9 protein-coding genes and 3 tRNA genes are annotated in these 16337 nt (G+C 52.9%); 6 read left to right on the top strand and 6 right to left on the bottom strand.

Annotated elements, in window-relative coordinates; genetic code table 11:
- Positions 1-545 precede the first annotated feature (545 nt).
- Both csdA and csdE read left to right on the top strand, forming a co-directional pair.
- The gene (gene csdA / locus SAQUA_RS06045) at positions 546-1751 is read left to right on the top strand and encodes a cysteine desulfurase CsdA (protein ID WP_380673936.1); all 1206 of its coding nucleotides are present in this window, start codon (positions 546-548) and stop codon (positions 1749-1751) included.
- 23 nt (positions 1752-1774) lie between these two features.
- Entirely contained in the window at positions 1775-2209 is a 435-nt protein-coding gene (gene csdE, locus SAQUA_RS06040; protein ID WP_380674186.1) for a cysteine desulfurase sulfur acceptor subunit CsdE, read from the top strand.
- Here the strand turns inward: csdE and tcdA are convergent.
- Both tcdA and mltA read right to left on the bottom strand, forming a co-directional pair.
- Entirely contained in the window at positions 2200-3006 is an 807-nt protein-coding gene (gene tcdA / locus SAQUA_RS06035) for a tRNA cyclic N6-threonylcarbamoyladenosine(37) synthase TcdA (RefSeq protein ID WP_380673937.1), read from the bottom strand. The genes csdE and tcdA overlap by 10 nt on opposite strands.
- Positions 3007-3237: 231 nt before the next feature.
- On the bottom strand, positions 3238-4386 hold the full coding sequence (gene mltA / locus SAQUA_RS06030) for a murein transglycosylase A (protein ID WP_380673938.1): 1149 nt from the start codon (positions 4384-4386) through the stop codon (positions 3238-3240).
- Positions 4387-4602: 216 nt separating this feature from the next.
- On the opposite strand from mltA, the gene SAQUA_RS06025 reads away from it, so the two are divergent.
- The 3 genes from SAQUA_RS06025 to SAQUA_RS06015 all read left to right on the top strand — a co-directional run bounded on the left by SAQUA_RS06025 (position 4603) and on the right by SAQUA_RS06015 (position 4964).
- Positions 4603-4679, top strand: a tRNA-Met gene (locus SAQUA_RS06025).
- 67 nt (positions 4680-4746) lie between these two features.
- A tRNA-Met gene (locus tag SAQUA_RS06020) sits at positions 4747-4823 on the top strand.
- Positions 4824-4887: 64 nt separating this feature from the next.
- Positions 4888-4964 (top strand) — tRNA-Met (locus tag SAQUA_RS06015).
- Between the two features lie 93 nt (positions 4965-5057).
- On the opposite strand, the gene amiC is transcribed toward SAQUA_RS06015, so the two are convergent.
- Complete coding sequence (gene amiC, locus SAQUA_RS06010; RefSeq protein WP_380673939.1) at positions 5058-6308, bottom strand: N-acetylmuramoyl-L-alanine amidase AmiC; 1251 nt, start codon at positions 6306-6308, stop codon at positions 5058-5060.
- Between the two features lie 228 nt (positions 6309-6536).
- Here amiC and argA point away from each other — a divergent pair, with 228 nt between their 5' ends.
- Positions 6537-7862, top strand: a complete 1326-nt coding sequence (gene argA, locus SAQUA_RS06005) for an amino-acid N-acetyltransferase (protein WP_380673940.1) — start codon at positions 6537-6539, stop codon at positions 7860-7862.
- 28 nt (positions 7863-7890) lie between these two features.
- Here argA and recD read toward each other — a convergent pair whose 3' ends face one another.
- Genes recD through ptrA form a run of 3 tightly spaced genes read right to left on the bottom strand, consistent with a single transcriptional unit; the run spans position 7891 to position 16189 of the window.
- Positions 7891-9747: an exodeoxyribonuclease V subunit alpha gene (recD, locus tag SAQUA_RS06000; protein ID WP_380673941.1), complete on the bottom strand. Its 1857-nt coding sequence runs from the start codon at positions 9745-9747 to the stop codon at positions 7891-7893.
- Complete coding sequence (recB, locus tag SAQUA_RS05995; RefSeq protein ID WP_380673942.1) at positions 9744-13295, bottom strand: exodeoxyribonuclease V subunit beta; 3552 nt, start codon at positions 13293-13295, stop codon at positions 9744-9746. Before recB ends, recD begins: the two co-directional genes overlap by 4 nt.
- Positions 13292-16189: a pitrilysin gene (gene ptrA / locus SAQUA_RS05990; protein WP_380673943.1), complete on the bottom strand. Its 2898-nt coding sequence runs from the start codon at positions 16187-16189 to the stop codon at positions 13292-13294. The genes recB and ptrA overlap by 4 nt, the downstream gene beginning before the upstream one ends.
- Positions 16190-16337: the final 148 nt, after the last annotated feature.

The following is a 16337-nucleotide window of genomic DNA, read 5'->3' as shown; positions in this document are numbered from 1 at the left end:
GAGTTATACCTTGAGGTCCACTGGGCTTAGCTACATTCATACGACAATTGTTCAACTGGCCCGACGCAGAGGATAAATTCGCGCTATGAATAATGCGATATGTCCCATTGAATAAACAATTATCATTAGTTTTTTTAATCCGAGCCATTATAAATTGTCCGTTGAGCAGGCGCCAGTAAATACCTATAGTAGCGCCACTTCCCAAGCCGGAACGAAAAGGAATTGGGTGTCGAGAGCACCGATGAACTTTTGGCTTTGTGGTTGTGATGTTGTGTTTGCAATTGTCCGCCTGTCCGGACATGGTAGCTAGGCTACTCTTTTTTCACTTCCTGTACATTTACCCTGTCTGTCCATAGTGATTTTATGTAGCACCGCACTTTTTGCGGTGCTTTTTTTTGCCGGTAATACCTTTCATTTTACTCTTTCTCGCGCCAGACCGCTTCCACAGCGTCGTGGAGACGGGAAGAGAGCGTATGGGTAAAACTTGTCTCAACAAAAAAAATAAGACAGGATCGCTTTTTGCCGCAGCCAGTGATGAAAGACCTATGAAGCCCTTTGATCCCGCTCTTTTTCGCAGCCAGTTTCCAGCCCTTGAACAGGCGGGAACTTATCTGGACAGTGCCGCTACAGCGCTAAAACCACAGGCGGTGATTGACGTCACACAACAGTTTTACAGCGCCAATGCCGCTACGGTGCATCGCAGCCAGCATCGTGCAGCACAGGATCTGACCCGGCGTTTTGAACAGACACGCCAGCAGGTAGCCTCGTTGATTAATGCTCCCAGCTCGGACGATATCGTTTGGGTGCGCGGTACCACGGAAGCCATCAATCTGGTAGCGCAAAGCTATGCCCGCCCCCGTCTGCAACCTGGCGATCAGATCCTGGTCAGCGAGGCAGAGCATCATGCCAATCTGATCCCCTGGTTGATGGTGGCAGAACAGACCGGCGCTCAAGTGGTTAAACTGCCTTTGGGTGAAGACCGCTTGCCGGATTTGGCTCGGTTACCTCTCTTGCTCAGCGAAAAAACCCGCATTCTGGCCCTTGGGCAAATGTCGAACGTTACGGGGGGCTGCCCGGACCTTTCGCTGGCGATTAGCTTGGCGCATTCGGTTAACGCAGTAGTGATGATTGATGGCGCGCAGGGAATTGTACATTGCCCCGCCGACGTCCAACGGCTCGATATCGATTTCTATGCCTTCTCGGGGCATAAATTGTATGGGCCGACCGGAATTGGCGCATTATATGGTAAAACTGCGCTCCTGGCTGAAATGGAGCCCTGGCAAGGAGGCGGTAAAATGCTGACCCAAGCCTCATTTAGCGGCTTTACGGCACAAAAACCCCCACACTGTTTTGAAGCAGGCACGCCTAATATTGCTGGCGTGCTTGGGCTTTCTGCTGCACTGAGCTGGCTAGATACGCAAGATAAGCTCGCCGCCGAAGACTACAGCCGCGCTTTGGCGCAAAATGCTGAGCAGCGACTACTTCAGTTACCCGGTTCGCGAAGTTTCCGCAGTTCTGGCTCCAGCCTGCTGGCGTTTGATATTGTCGGGATCCACCACAGCGATATCGTCACGCTGCTGGCAGAACAAAACATCGCCGTGCGCGCTGGTCAGCACTGTGCGCAACCCTTGATGGCCGCCTTGGGCGTCAGTGGGACGCTGCGCGCTTCATTTGCCCCTTACAATACACAGCAAGATGTCGATGCCTTGATACAGGCACTGGAGAATGCCATCAAACTGCTGGCTGAATGACTTTTATGAAGAGTGAAGAAAACATGCTTGTTCCCCACCCTTTTGGCCGAGAGATCACTGCCTCTGCGCTGATCGAAAAATTCAGCGCGTTGAGCCTGTGGGAAGAGCGTTACCGCCAGCTGATCATGTTGGCAAAACAGCTACCGCCACTACCAGACGAACTCAAGCAGGTGGAAATAGAGTTGAGCGGCTGTGAAAATAGGGTCTGGCTAGGGCACCAGCTATTAGCGGATGGTTCACTGCATTTTTACGGTGACAGCGAAGGCCGCATTGTACGCGGCCTGCTGGCGATCTTGCTGACCGCAGTGGAAGGCAAAACGCCGCAGCAGGTATTAGCCACCGATCCTTTGGCGCTATTTGACCAACTGGCGCTTCGTGCCCAGCTCAGTGCAACACGAGCCAGCGGGCTGGCTGCATTGGCAACCAGGGTCAACGCCATAGCAGCTCACTATGCCTGACGAGCGGCCCTTGCCAGCATCTTCTTCAACGCGTGGGAAACAGCAACAAAACCAAAGGTAGCAGTGACCATGGTCGCTGCGCCAAAACCGGCGCTACAATCCATTCTCTTTGGTCCTTCGGCAGTACTGCGGGATGCACAGACCGATCCATCAGGCTGTGGATAAACCAGCGGTTCACTTGAAAACACGCAATCGATCCCCAGTTTGCCTTTGCTGTTTCTCACTACGTTAAACTCATTTTTCAACCGCTCGCGCAGCTTGGCAGCCAGCGGATCCTGAATGGTTTTAGCCAAATCAGCAACTTCAATACGCGTAGGATCGATCTGCCCCCCAGCCCCTCCTGTGGTCACTACCGGGATTTTGAAACGACGGCAATAAGCCAACAACGCTGCTTTTGGCCGTACGCTATCTATCGCATCAATGACATAGCTGAAGTCACGATCAAGTAACTCGGCCACATTGTCCGGGGTAATAAAATCATCAATACAGGTCACCCGGCATTCCGGGTTTATCGCCAGGATACGCTCAGCCATCACCTCGGTTTTCGACTGGCCGACATGCTGGCGCAATGCGTGGATCTGACGGTTGGTATTGGTGACACAGACATCGTCCATATCAATCAGCGTGATGGCGCCGATACCCGTTCTTGCCAACGCTTCAGCCGCCCATGAGCCCACCCCACCAATACCGATCACACAAACGTGTGCCTGAGCAAACAGCGCCAGCGCAGGCTGACCGTACAAACGTGCCGTGCCGCCGAAACGCTGCAAATAAGCCTCTGAATAGGGAGTACTCATCTCTTTTAATTACCTTAACGTTGCAAATGGCAAGGGCCGGAAGATCCGGCCCTTCAGACTGCTGACAAAGCCCGTTATTAGGGGGAGCGTGCCGAAGGGGTCGTAACGGCGTAAGCCGTCGGAGTGCCCCTCGGGGCGCTAGACCCGTGTATCTCAGGCTAAAAAGCGACTTTGTCATCAACCTCAAGGGCCGGAAGATCCAGCCCTTGCTGGCAGAAATGCCGTTTCTCTTCAGCGGGTGACCAGTTTAGTATCGCCAGAAGAAGATTTTGGCTGGTTAGTGCTAAACATGGGTACTCCGTTATTGGCACCTTTCAACACCCAAACCCGACCATAGTGATTATAATAACCCGCAGAGTGACCGGCTTCGGCACCAATCCCCTGATACATGTCAAAGTGTTGGCCTTTGATTGCACCGCCAACATCCAGAGCGACCATCAGACGCATTTCGTATTTTCCCGTGAATTTGCCCTTATTGTCCAGTAGCGGCACTTCGGCCAGCAACGTAGTACCTGCCGGGATCAAGGAACGATCGGAAGCCACAGAGGCTTTGGCAATCAATGGAACCGCACTGGCTCCCTTTACCTTGGCCATCGAGGATTCAGGGCGGAAGAACACAAATGAAGGGTTCTGCTCCAACAGTTCGCGGACTTCGGATTCACTATGGGTATCCGCCCAATGGCGAATGGCCTGCATGGACATATTTTCCCTGGCAACTTCACCGCGGTCGATCAACACTTTGCCGATACTACGATAAGCATGGCCATTTTTGCCGCCGTAACCGAAGAACACTGGCGGCTGCCCGTTACCAAAATCGACATAACCGCTCCCCTGAACCTCCATCATAAAGTTGTCCATGATAGAGTTGCTGTAGGCAATAATGTAACGGCTATCTAGCGCGCCGGAGTAAATATTCGCGCGGTCCGGCAGGCGTCTTTTCCCCTTGGCTGGCATTCTGTACAGCGGGTAACGGAACTCCCCCTGTCGGGTGTAGCGAGCCTGCACCACTGGGGTGTAATAGCCGGTAAACTGCACGTTGCCGTAGTTATCTACTCCTTCCATCTGGTAGGCACTGAGACCAAACTGACTCAGTTGACGCGTATCCGCACCAGAAGCCATCCAGCTTTGCACTGCCTGATAAGTACTATTATTGCGGTTAAACAGCGACGGAGAGGCATACTTAATCTCCATCAACTGGTCAGAGTAATCTTGAGCGTTGACCGGTACTCCTCGGGCATTGGGCTGATTGACCAACTCCAGCGGCTGCTCCAGGCGCCCATCTTTATATTGTTGCCCCAGATCGGTCGGTTTTGACGAACAACCGGCCAGTACCGCGATCACTAACCCACCCAGCAAGTATTTGCCCCAACGTCCTTTCATCGCACACTCTCTTCGACAGGTATGTTCTACCGGCGAACGATAACAAACAGCTATTGATAAAGGAATCGGTGCGGGAAAAAATTCCCCGGTCAGGCGATGGCGCTGAAAAATAGAACAGATTGAGGACTAATTCAGCAGAAAAATGGCTTTCGATGAATTATATGCAAAAAGGGGTTGCAACAAAGTCGCTGGGGAGTATAGTGCGCTTCCATCGGACGCGGGGTGGAGCAGCCTGGTAGCTCGTCGGGCTCATAACCCGAAGGTCGTCGGTTCAAATCCGGCCTCCGCAACCAACCGACACTTATTGCGACAGTGTCAGATAAAAGGTTGGATTCGATGAAAAAAAAGGTATTATACGGACGCGGGGTGGAGCAGCCCGGTAGCTCGTCGGGCTCATAACCCGAAGGTCGTCGGTTCAAATCCGGCCCCCGCAACCAACCGATGCTGTAACAAGCAGCGTCACATGAAAGGTTGGCTCGGTAATACCAGTATCAAGACGGACGCGGGGTGGAGCAGCCCGGTAGCTCGTCGGGCTCATAACCCGAAGGTCGTCGGTTCAAATCCGGCCTCCGCAACCAATCTTGATAACCACAAACAAGCACCTTGACGGGTGTTTTTTTGTATCTGAAATCCAGTGCCAATACCGCGCCCCTCCGTAGGCAACGATAAATTTACCGGCTAGCGAGTGCCCCACCATTGGCAAAATAGGCTTTGATCCCCGCCAGAATAGATTCCGCAACCTGCTGTTGGAAATGGCTGGTACGCAACTTGCGCTCCTCCTCAATATTGCTGATAAACGCCGTTTCTACCAGGATGGATGGGATATCCGGTGCCTTTAACACGGCAAAACCCGCCTGATCGACACGATTCTTGTGCAAACGGTTAATTTTACCCATTCTGCTTAGTACTTCCTTACCGAACCTCAGGCTGTCATTAACTGTGGCGGTTTGCAGCAAATCGAACATAGTGTGATCAAGATAGCGATCGCCACTTCGGCTAATACCACCAATTTCGTCGGCGGCGTTTTGGGTTTGTGCCAAAAACTTGGCGGCATTACTGGTCGCCCCTTTGGTTGATAGCGCAAAGACCGAAGACCCCCTTGCAGCTCTGCTAGTAAAGGCATCGGCATGAATAGAGACAAATAAATCGGCCCGCTGTTTACGTGCCTTGGCGACCCGCACTTTAAGTGGAATGAACACATCTTCATTGCGCGTCATAAAAACTTTCATATTTGGCTCACGCTTGATAAGCGCGCTGAGACGGCGAGCGATCTGCAGCACAATATCTTTTTCTCGCGTTTTATTTTTACCGATGGCCCCGGGATCTTCGCCCCCGTGCCCGGGATCAAGCATGATAACGATAGGCCGATCGCGTCCTGCCTTACCTGCCCGTGGCGCTTCAGCCGGTAACGAACGTTCAAGATCCCCCTGATTGTAATCTTCCAGTAACGCCAACAGCGGATCATACTCTTCACCGGATTGCCCTTTGGTTGGATAGAGATCCATCACCAGCCGGTTACGGTATTCAGAAACTGGCGGCAGGGTAAACATATTCGGGCTCACCGTTTGCTTGAGTTCCAACACCAGCCTGACGGTATTTTTATCGAACTGGCCAACGCGAGCCTGCTTCAGGTAGGGGTCTTCCTTGCGAACCTGCCCGGCAATCCCTTTGAGCACACTATTAAGCTGAACGCCTTCCACATCCACCACAATGCGATCTGGATTAGTCAGCGAAAACTGTTTGTATTTGAGTGGAACATTGGATTCCAGCGTTACCCGAGTATAAGTCGAGGAAGGCCAGACACGGACGGCAATCACATGAGAAGCAGCAGCGAAACCCACGCGGCTCACACTCAGCAACCAGGTTGCGGCAACCCCCTGCAAAATACGGCGGCGACCCAGATTGGGATTAGTGTTAGACATGTGGCTCCAGCAACGGTAAAGATTAAAAAAACACCAAAAAAGTGAGAGTGGCAAAAACTTTAGCGAATCAATAGGACACTGTCATCCGAAAATCATTTTATGATATTTCAATTTATTAATTATTTAGCCCTCTCTGCAAACGGGCTGACATCATTTCCCGCTTGCCATTCGCGCAATAAAAGAATAAAAATACAGAAATACCGTATAAATATGCAAAGAGGATGTGCCGTGAAGGAACGTAGTACAGAGCTGGTCCAAGGATTCCGTCACTCAGTTCCCTATATCAATGCTCACCGTGGCAAAACATTCGTCGTCATGTTGGGTGGCGAAGCCATAGAACATGAAAACTTCTCGAGCATCGTCAATGATATTGGGCTGTTACATAGTCTGGGGATCCGTTTGGTAGTGGTATATGGTGCGCGGCCACAGATTGACAGCAATATGGCTCTGCATAATTACCAACCGATTTACCATAAGCACACTCGCGTTACCGATGCCGCTGCCCTAGAACTGGTCAAACAGGCAGCGGGGCTGTTACAGCTGGATATTACCGCCCGGCTCTCAATGAGCCTGAATAACACCCCATTGCAGGGTGCTCATATCAATGTGGTCAGCGGCAACTTCATTATTGCTCAACCGCTAGGGGTAGATGATGGCGTCGATTATTGCCACAGCGGCCGTATCCGCCGCATCGATGAAGAAGCCATCCATCGCCAGTTAGACAGCAATGCTATCGTGCTGATCGGTCCGGTGGCCGTATCGGTCACTGGTGAGAGTTTTAACCTGACTTCGGAAGAGGTCGCTACCCAACTGGCGATCAAACTGAAGGCGGAGAAAATGATTGGCTTTTGCTCGTCACAAGGTGTGACCGACGAAGAGGGCAATATTATTCCTGAAATGTTCCCCAACGACGCACAAAAGCGCATTGAGCAACTGGAAGATTCTGGTGACTACCATTCTGGCACGGTGAGATTTCTGCGGGGGGCAGTAAAAGCCTGCCGTAGTGGAGTGCGTCGTAGTCACTTGATTAGCTATCAGAAAGATGGATCTCTGGTGCAAGAGCTGTTCTCACGCGACGGTATTGGTACCCAGATCGTGATGGAAAGCGCAGAGCAGGTTCGCCGCGCGACGATCAACGATATCGGTGGGATACTCGAGTTGATCCGTCCGCTAGAGCAGCAAGGTATTTTAGTACGCCGCTCGCGGGAACAACTGGAAATGGAGATCGACAAGTTCACGATTATCGAACGCGATAATCTGACCATTGCCTGTGCGGCACTCTATCCGTTCCCGGAAGAGAAGATCGGCGAAATGGCTTGCGTGGCAGTTCACCCTGATTATCGCAGTTCATCACGGGGAGAAATGCTATTGCAGCGGGTTGAAAGCCAGGCTCGCCAGATGGGGTTGCAGAAGCTGTTCGTATTGACGACCAGCAGCATTCACTGGTTCCAGGAGCGGGGTTTTTCGCCAGCTGAAGTAGAAGTGCTGCCGATGAAAAAACAGGCGCTGTACAACTACCAGCGCCGTTCGAAAATTCTGTTGGCAGATCTATAAAATGCCAGGCGCTGGCTGGCCAGCGCCTTTAGCCCCGGTCACCTTTCTGCAAACGCTCCGCCAGCCCGCTACGGCGTTGTGTCGGGGTGCGTATTGCACTCATCAAAACCTTATCTGTGGCATAAAGCGAAAGCCGCTTACGCGCTCGGGTTATGGCGGTATAAACCAGTTCGCGAGTCACTACAGCAAGATAATGATTGGGTAACACCAGCGCAGTGTGATCAAATTCTGAGCCCTGCGATTTATGCACCGTCATCGCAAAGGCGGTTTCATGCGCCGGTAAACGGCTCGGTTGCACCGACTTAATGCTGCCATCCGGTAATTGGAAGTGCACACGCAGATCGCTCCCCTCGCCGGGCAGGGCTATGCCAATATCACCGTTAAACAGCCCCAACGCACTGTCGTTTCGGCCAATCATAACTGGTCGCCCCAAATACCAGCGTCCGGCTGGTCCGGGATTACGGCGGATCAATCCTGCACGCTGCAGGGCGTTTTCGATACGCTCGTTCAGCCCGGCGACACCAAATGGCCCTTCGCGCAAAGCACATAGCACCTGAAAACGCCCGAATGCCTCCAGTACGGTTACCGCGTCGGCACCTGAGGCGACCTGAACCAGATAGTCACGATAGCCTTCTACACAAGCGTCCAGCAGTTGTTGGTAATCCTCTGCCTCAGACAGTGGATACCCCGACACATCCTCGTAGCGGCCTTTCAGGGCCGCTATAGCGCGTTTGCTGTCGCCAGCGTTAACAGCCGAAGCCAACTGACCAATCCCGGAGGCCGCATCAAACCGGTAGCTCTTGCGCAGCAAGCAGAGGCTATCGCGCACTGCCGCGTCAGCCGCTGCGGCTTGCCCATGCAATGAGTAACCGGTCAAACGAGCCAGTTGAGCCGCACGCCCCTCGCTATACCCTTGTTCAGCAAAACGACAGATATCGCCCAACACGGCCCCCGCCTCTACCGACGCCAACTGATCGCGGTCACCCAGAAAAATGACCCGCGCCTTGGGCGGTAAGGCGGCAATCAAACGCGCCATCATGGGTAAATCCACCATCGAGGCCTCATCCACCACCAGCACATCCAGATGCAACGGATTGCCCCGGTGATAGCGCATACGCTGGCTATTGGGCTGAGCACCGAGCAGACGGTGCAAAGTGGATGCTTCCGAAGGGAACAGTGCTCGTTGTTCTGGCGTTAACGATAATTGACGACTGGCACCGCCCAGAGACTCGGTCAAACGTGCGGCCGCTTTGCCAGTAGGCGCAGCAAGCTGGATACGCAAGCGCACCCCTTCCGCCAACTGTACTAAAGCTGCCAGCAGTTTAGCCACGGTGGTGGTTTTACCGGTACCGGGGCCGCCGGAGATCACTGCAATACGGCGAGTTGCCGCAACCGCTGCCGCAATTTTTTGCCAATCATCCTCGCCAGCCGCCTCACCAAAAAGCCGATCGAGGATGGCGCGCAGTTGTCCTTCGTCAATCTCATCAGGGATGCTGTCACTGCTGATGAAATCGGCAACCTCGCCTTCACTCTGCCACATGCGCTGTAAATACAGCCGTTGCTGCTGCAATACCATCGGTGTTGCCATACTGCCATCGCCCACCGCTGGGCTTGCCGCCAGCCGCTGCTGCCAACCGGCAAGATCCAGTTGCCCGCAAGCCTGCCATGCGGCTATAGCCAACTCTGGATTGCGCCCCTGAAAGAGGTTTTCCGGCAGTAATTGCTCAAGCAGGAGACAAACGTGCCCCCCCCCCGCTTCAGCACTCAGGCAGGCCGCTGCCAGCATTATTTCAGGCCGGTCTTCACCAGCGACCACTTGAGCAAACTGCACATCTAACGGACGCAGCATCCCCTGTGCCTGGGCCTGATCCAGAATATCAATCATTGCACGTTCCCCGCATCTACCGTTTCGCCGCTGAAAAGGCGGTCCATACCATCGACCAGCGCTTCCTCAGGACGACATGCGAAAATACCGTTACCGGCATGCTCAGCATCAACTCCACGTAGGAACAGGTAGATTACGCCCCCGAAATGACGACTGTAATCATAGTCAGCCAGCCGGTGCCTCAGATAACGATGCAGCGCCAAAGTATAAAGTTGATATTGCAGATCGTAACGATGTTCGCCCATTGCTCGCGCCATCGCCTGTTGGGTATAGGCACTGCTGTCCTCTCCCAACCAGTTGGACTTGTAATCCAGCAGGTAGAATTTCCCTTGCCAGCAAAATACCAGATCGATAAACCCTTTCAGCATGCCCTGCACCTGTTGGAAGTCCAATTCCGGGCAGCTTGCAGAAAGCGGATCGTAACGCTTTGCCAGTTTATCTAGCTCACGTGCCTGCAACAGACCGTTGATAGGCAGGTAGAACTGCAGTTCAGCCTGCCTGCTCTTGGCCGACAAAGCACAAAGGGCAACCCCGCTGTCATTTAGCGGCGTATTCAGCAACACGTTCATCCAGTCGCGCAATACCGGCAACCAATGCTCTTCAAGCCCCTGTTTTTGCAATTTTTCCAGCAACCAAGGCTCCTCAAGCGGCTTGGTGAAATCCAGTTTTTCAAACAGGCTATGCAGGAAGGTCCCTGGCGCTGCGCCACGCGGAAACGTATGCGGTGTCAGCGCGGGCACCACATCCTGCACCTGCTCACCCACCGCATCGACATCCAGGCGCGGCAATAGCTCCTGCATACCACCTGAACCCTTTTGCTGTAAGCCGGTATAGCTGGTCACCCGCCAAAAATCCTGCATCCGACGAGAGAACTGTTTGGCCGCCAGCGTAGTCGTTGTTGCCAATTGTGGTTGCCAAGCCTGTTCATTGGGGGCATCCACCAGTGACAGAGCAATTCCCTGGGTTGCTAACCGCTGCAAACAGTCGTGCAGGTAAGTGGCATCCCCCGCCTGCCCGGCCTGCACCAGATATCCCAGCGCACTCCGATGCAAATCAGTCTCCCCCTGTTTCTTGCGCGTCCCTTGGAACAGTGGCGCAATACCGATGCTGCAGTGATAGACCGAACGGGTCAGAGCCACATACAGCAATCGCAAATCCTCGGCTAACCGTTCCTCTTCAGCCAGGGCGATGCTCTCTTCGTTGGCATGAAGATCCAGCAAGGCCTGGAACGTTTGACGATCGTGGTACAGCCCCTGCTGTTGCTGACGGAAATTGCCCACAAAAGGCAACCATACCAGATCGAACTCCAGCCCTTTCGACTTGTGAATGGTAATAACCTGTACCAGATGGCGATCGCTCTCCAGCCGCAACTGTTGATTATCCGACTGACGGTTTGGCTGAGCGATCTGTTGTGCTAACCAACGCACCAGCGCATGTTCACCGTCAAGCTGCGCAGAAGCCTCTTGCAGCAACTCTCCCAGATGCATAACATCCGTCAAGCGACGCTCTCCTCCCGGGCTGGCCAGCAGATCCTCCGCCAGACGCCGCCGGGACATCACTTCACGCAGCATCGGTAAGACTCCGCGACGTAGCCAATAGGTGCGGTACGCATCGAATTCATCGACCAACGCATCCCAGGCACGTTCATTACGGTTCAACTCGTCTAATGTCAGTGCATCCAAGCCCATTAAACCGGTAGCCATTGCGCTGCGTAGAGTGCGTTCCTGTTCCGGTGCCAGGACCGCCTGCAGCAGCCATAACACATCTTTGGCTTCCGGCGTATCAAACACACTGTCACGATTGGAAAGGTAAACGGAGGGGATTGCCAAGGCGCTGAGCGCATCGCGCACTAATGCGGCCTCAGCGCGGCTACGTACCAGAATGGTAATATCCGATGCCTGTACGGGACGACGGTGTTCACCAGCAACCAGCCAAGCCTCTCCAGCCTGCCCTGCGCTGAGCCAGTCACGGATTTGTGAAGCGCACAGACGGGCCATTAGCTGTTGGTAATCACTCACTCCAACGCCTTCGCCCTGCTGTAACCAGAATTTCATCGCTGGCTGCGGCTTGTTTAGCAGCTCAAAAGCCAGCCCCTGATTTTTAGCTGCAGCCGCAACATTGATAAAGGGGATCTGGCTGAACAGGAACGGTTTTTCAACCTGCGCAAACAGTCTGTTCACACTGCCAACCATAGAGGGTGACGAACGCCAGTTAGTTTCCAACGTATAGTGGGCACTCACCTCTGAACGCGCCCGCATATAGGTAAAAATATCTGCGCCGCGGAAAGCGTAAATCGCCTGTTTGGGATCGCCAATCAGCAACAATCCGCATTCTGGTTGACCAATATATATTTTTTGGAAAATACGATACTGCTGCGGGTCGGTGTCCTGAAACTCATCAATCATTGCCACTGGATAACGCTGGCGGATAGCCGAAGCCAGTTGTTCACCTCCTGCGCTTTGCAGTGCGGCATCCAGCTTGCTGAGTAAGTCATCAAACCCCAACTCGGCGCGTTGACGTTTTTCTTGCTGAATAGAATGGCGAATTTCGCTCAATGCCCGCGCCATAATCAAATCACGCAGCGTCAGAGGTTCGGAGAACAGCGCGTCAATCGCCACAAACAAATCATGACGTGGTGCCTCACCTTTCTTGGTTTTATCTAACAATACCGACTGGCAAAACTTCTCCAGCTCTTTGGGTAGCTGATAATCCTGCGTTTCCTGCCCTGCCCACTCCCCGACCTTATTCAGCCAGTTGGGTAAATGCTTGCTGCTATAGCTACGTTTATCGACGCCAGACTGGCTGATCAAAGCTTCCAGCTCACTGGCTACCGCGCGCCATTGCGCCTTAATAGCGTCAATACGGGCAACAATCTGCTCATGGCGCATCAACACCGTTTCATCATCTTTTGGCGGCTGACGCAAGGTTGGAGACTCTCCATGCAGATAGCCAGAAAGATCGCTCAACAATGCTTCCGGGCCACTCCATTCCTGGCTGACCGCACGGGCAACGCCGATCGGCAACGGGTAACAGTGTCGCCGCCAGAAATCAGCGCAGGCCTGGCGACGTAACGGCAGCTCATCTTGCACCAATGTTTGCTCAAACAGAATACCGGACTCGAATGCATTATGAGTGAGCATTCGCTGACAGAAACCGTGAATGGTGTAGATTGCAGCCTCATCCATCTGCCGCTCCGCAGCCAGCAATTGCGCTGCCGCCTCAGACGGATCGTCAATTTCTGCCATCAGAGTGGCAAACAGCGGCTCTTTACTGCCGCCACGTACACAGGCAATGCGTAACGCATGGATATTGCTGCGAATACGCCCGCGCAGTTCCTCGGTCGCTGCCTCTGTAAAGGTCACGACCAGGATCTCTTCTACCGTTAGCGGCCGTGGAAACGCTGCATCTTTACCTAAGCCAAGCAGCAGACGCAGGTAGAGTGCCCCGATGGTGAAGGTTTTACCCGTTCCTGCCGAGGCTTCGATCAGCCGTTCACCAAGCAGCGGCAATGCCAGTGGTTCAAGCGGTTGAGGAACCATCCCCGTCATGGCCTGGCTACTTCGCGTGGCAAGGTTTTTTGCAGGGAGGAAGCATTAGGATAGGTCACCCAACCTTCACCAGGTACCGCGAAGTCTGCTTTCTTCTGGTTGTTGCCGCTCACCTGGGATAGCACTGCCAACCCTTGTGGTTTTATCACCGCTTGATGGAAATAATCCGCAAGCTTAGCTGGTGTCAGCGCTTCAATTTGCGTAATCAGCTTCTCACGGGTATCAAAGGCGAAATTACCGCGATCAAAATCGTTATTGAAGCGGTCAGCTTCCTCACCGAGCGTTTGTGGACGCTGTTTCAGCACATTGATCATCGCATGTTTGTACTGTTCGAAATCCGCATCACTCATCTCACGCAAACGCTTTTCCGTTTTCGGATAGAAATCCTGATAGCGTTGATAGAGATAGGCCGGTTGTTTGCTATTGCTCTGTAACAGGAAAGCTAGCCCCCACTGGCGGCCTACCGGCATTGCATAAGCAAACACGGCATAGCCAAGCTGCTCTTGCGTGCGAAGTTGGCTGTAGAACCAGGGTTGAATGATCTGCCCCAGCAATGAGCTATATGCCATACCGGTGATATCGTCATAGCCAGTAGGGATATAGACTGCTGCCAAGGCTGAGTCGGTGCTGCTTCCAGGGCGCTGCAGGTTGGCTAATCGTGTTTTGTCGATCACCACATTTTCACCGTGCCACCATTCAACGCCGGTACACCCCACATTTTGTTTTAATGAAGCGGCCAGTGAAAATACCTGCTGTTTGCTCATATTCCCCACGACCAGTAGCTCAGGCGTGGCACCTTTCATCAGTTCATCGCGGTAAGCCAGCACATCGTTCAGCGTCAGGGTTTTTAACAACTCGCGGCGTTCACTACGTTCTGAATACGGCACCCGGGAAAGCATATGCACTGGCTGGACTGCCAGTTCAAAAGCTTTACCCTTCTCGGCTGAATCCAACTGCTCCAGATACCATGATTTGGCTTGCTCGAACTGAGCTTCTGTTGAGGTAAAGGTCGAATAGCCTTCAATCAGCGCGGTCAGCAACTGTGGTAAGCGCTGGGTAAAGCCATTGGCAGTAAACATCAGACCATTATTCGGCGCGGTAGAAAAGCTCAGCCCCCCCACAGAAGCCTGATAGCTCAACTGATCGAGTGAAAGCCCCGCCAGATAATCCATCAAAGAGAACAGGATCTGATTGCGAGCAGAGTCCATGGTTTTAGCGTTACGGAAAGCCACAGTAACATCGGCTTTGGGTTCATCGAAAAAGTAGCGGCTCGGCATATACAACACCCTCAGACCAGGCTGGTTCAGCACGATTTCCGGCTTGGTAAACTCACGTGAGGGCTTGTTAAGTGAAAAGTCATCGGGAATATAAGGATTCAGACTCGGCAAGGAAAGTGCAATATCCTGGCCCAACCGTTGCCACTTCTCGAAGCGTTCTGGGGTGACTTTCTCTACCTGATAGGGCGCATCGACAAAATAAGCCGTTTTATTGTGGGGTTCATCGGGGCTGATAAACCAGATCCGCGCGTTTTGCGGCGTCATTTGTGCCAGACGCTCTGCAATGGCTTTTGGGTCATAGCGGTCTGCCAGATAAGAGGCATCCAGCGCATGTTGAACCGGCACACGCAGCATGGTATCCACCAACCACTCAATGTAGCCCATGTCCCGCGTAATTGACGGATAACGAAAACCCAGATGAAGAACATTCGCAATCTCATCAAAATAGCTTTGCTTGATCCCTTCAGTGCGTAACATTTGTAGATAGCTGAAGATGGCAGCAACCACTCGATCACGTTCTGCTAGCCCTTTATCGGTCAAGGAAACGTTGATAACAAATACGCCACCGTTGCGATCCACCATCGGATCGGCACCCGCATTAATGGCATCGGCCAACCCTTGCTGCTGCAACCAGTCCGAGAGCGTATTCTTGCTGCGGTTGCCAATCAGATAGCTAACAAAGGTGTCCGTTTTACTGCGAAACTCGGCGCTGTTGTTATCAATCCGGAACTCAATTTTCAGCTGTTTGCCGGGCTGCGCAGGTACGTAATGAATAATAATGCCCTGCTGCTCAGGGGTTACCGCCGGTACGGTTATCGGTGGCACTTTGGCGTCACGGTTAGGTATGCGGCCAAAGGTTTTGGCCGCAAGCGCGGCTAACTCTGGCAATGACTGGTTACCATACAGCACACCGACCATTAGATTGGCGGAATAATAGCGCTGATAGAATTGGGTCAATTCGTCATGCAGTTTGCTACCGGGTTTATCTTTTAGAGTGTCGAGATTCCCACCAGAAAAACGTGCGCTGGGGTGAGCTGGATTGAGTGTTTCTGACCCCACCTGCGCCATGCGCATGCCATCGCGGGAGCGTGCCATAGTTAATTCAGCATTGACCGCATTGCGTTCGCGATCGGCATTCTCGGGATCCAGAATGGGTTCTGCAATAGCATCCGCAAGGCGATCAACTGCCGAGTCAAATGCATCATTTTCCACTTCCAGATAATAAGCTGTGCGATAAGAAGCCGTGCTGGCATTGTGGCTGCCGCCATGTTTTTTCAAAAACTCGGCAAGGCTTTCCGGTTCTGGATAGTGTTTGGAGCCCATCAGCACCATATGCTCAAGGTAATGGGCCAGGCCGAGCTGGCTATCGGGATTCTCCAATGAACCAACAGGCAACGCCAACGCAGCCAATGACTTGGGGGCTTCAATGTCAGAAACCAACAACACCGTCATCCCGTTGGTTAACGTAATTGCCTGGTACTGGCGTGGATCGCGTTCGCTTTTATTGATCTTTTCCGCCAGCGGTTGCCATCCTTGCACAGCCCAACTTAACGGAACCCAAAACACAACCAATAACACCACCCCGGTAATGCGGGCCAACCATCTGCGCGTATCCAAAATAAACCCCTTTTCTCTAGCTATCAGGCCAAAACCGTGAAACCTAGGCAGTGTACAAAACAACATAAACAGAAAGTAGTACCAGCAAAATGATATGCCGCGCTTAAAAACCTACAGTGAAAAATACGCAACCCGATGTATCCCAATC

The sequence above is a fragment of the Serratia aquatilis genome (assembly GCF_044865145.1).
GTDB lineage: Bacteria > Pseudomonadota > Gammaproteobacteria > Enterobacterales > Enterobacteriaceae > Chania > Chania aquatilis.
Note: the sequence above shows the minus strand (reverse complement) of the source record. Positions and strands in the feature narration are given on the sequence as shown.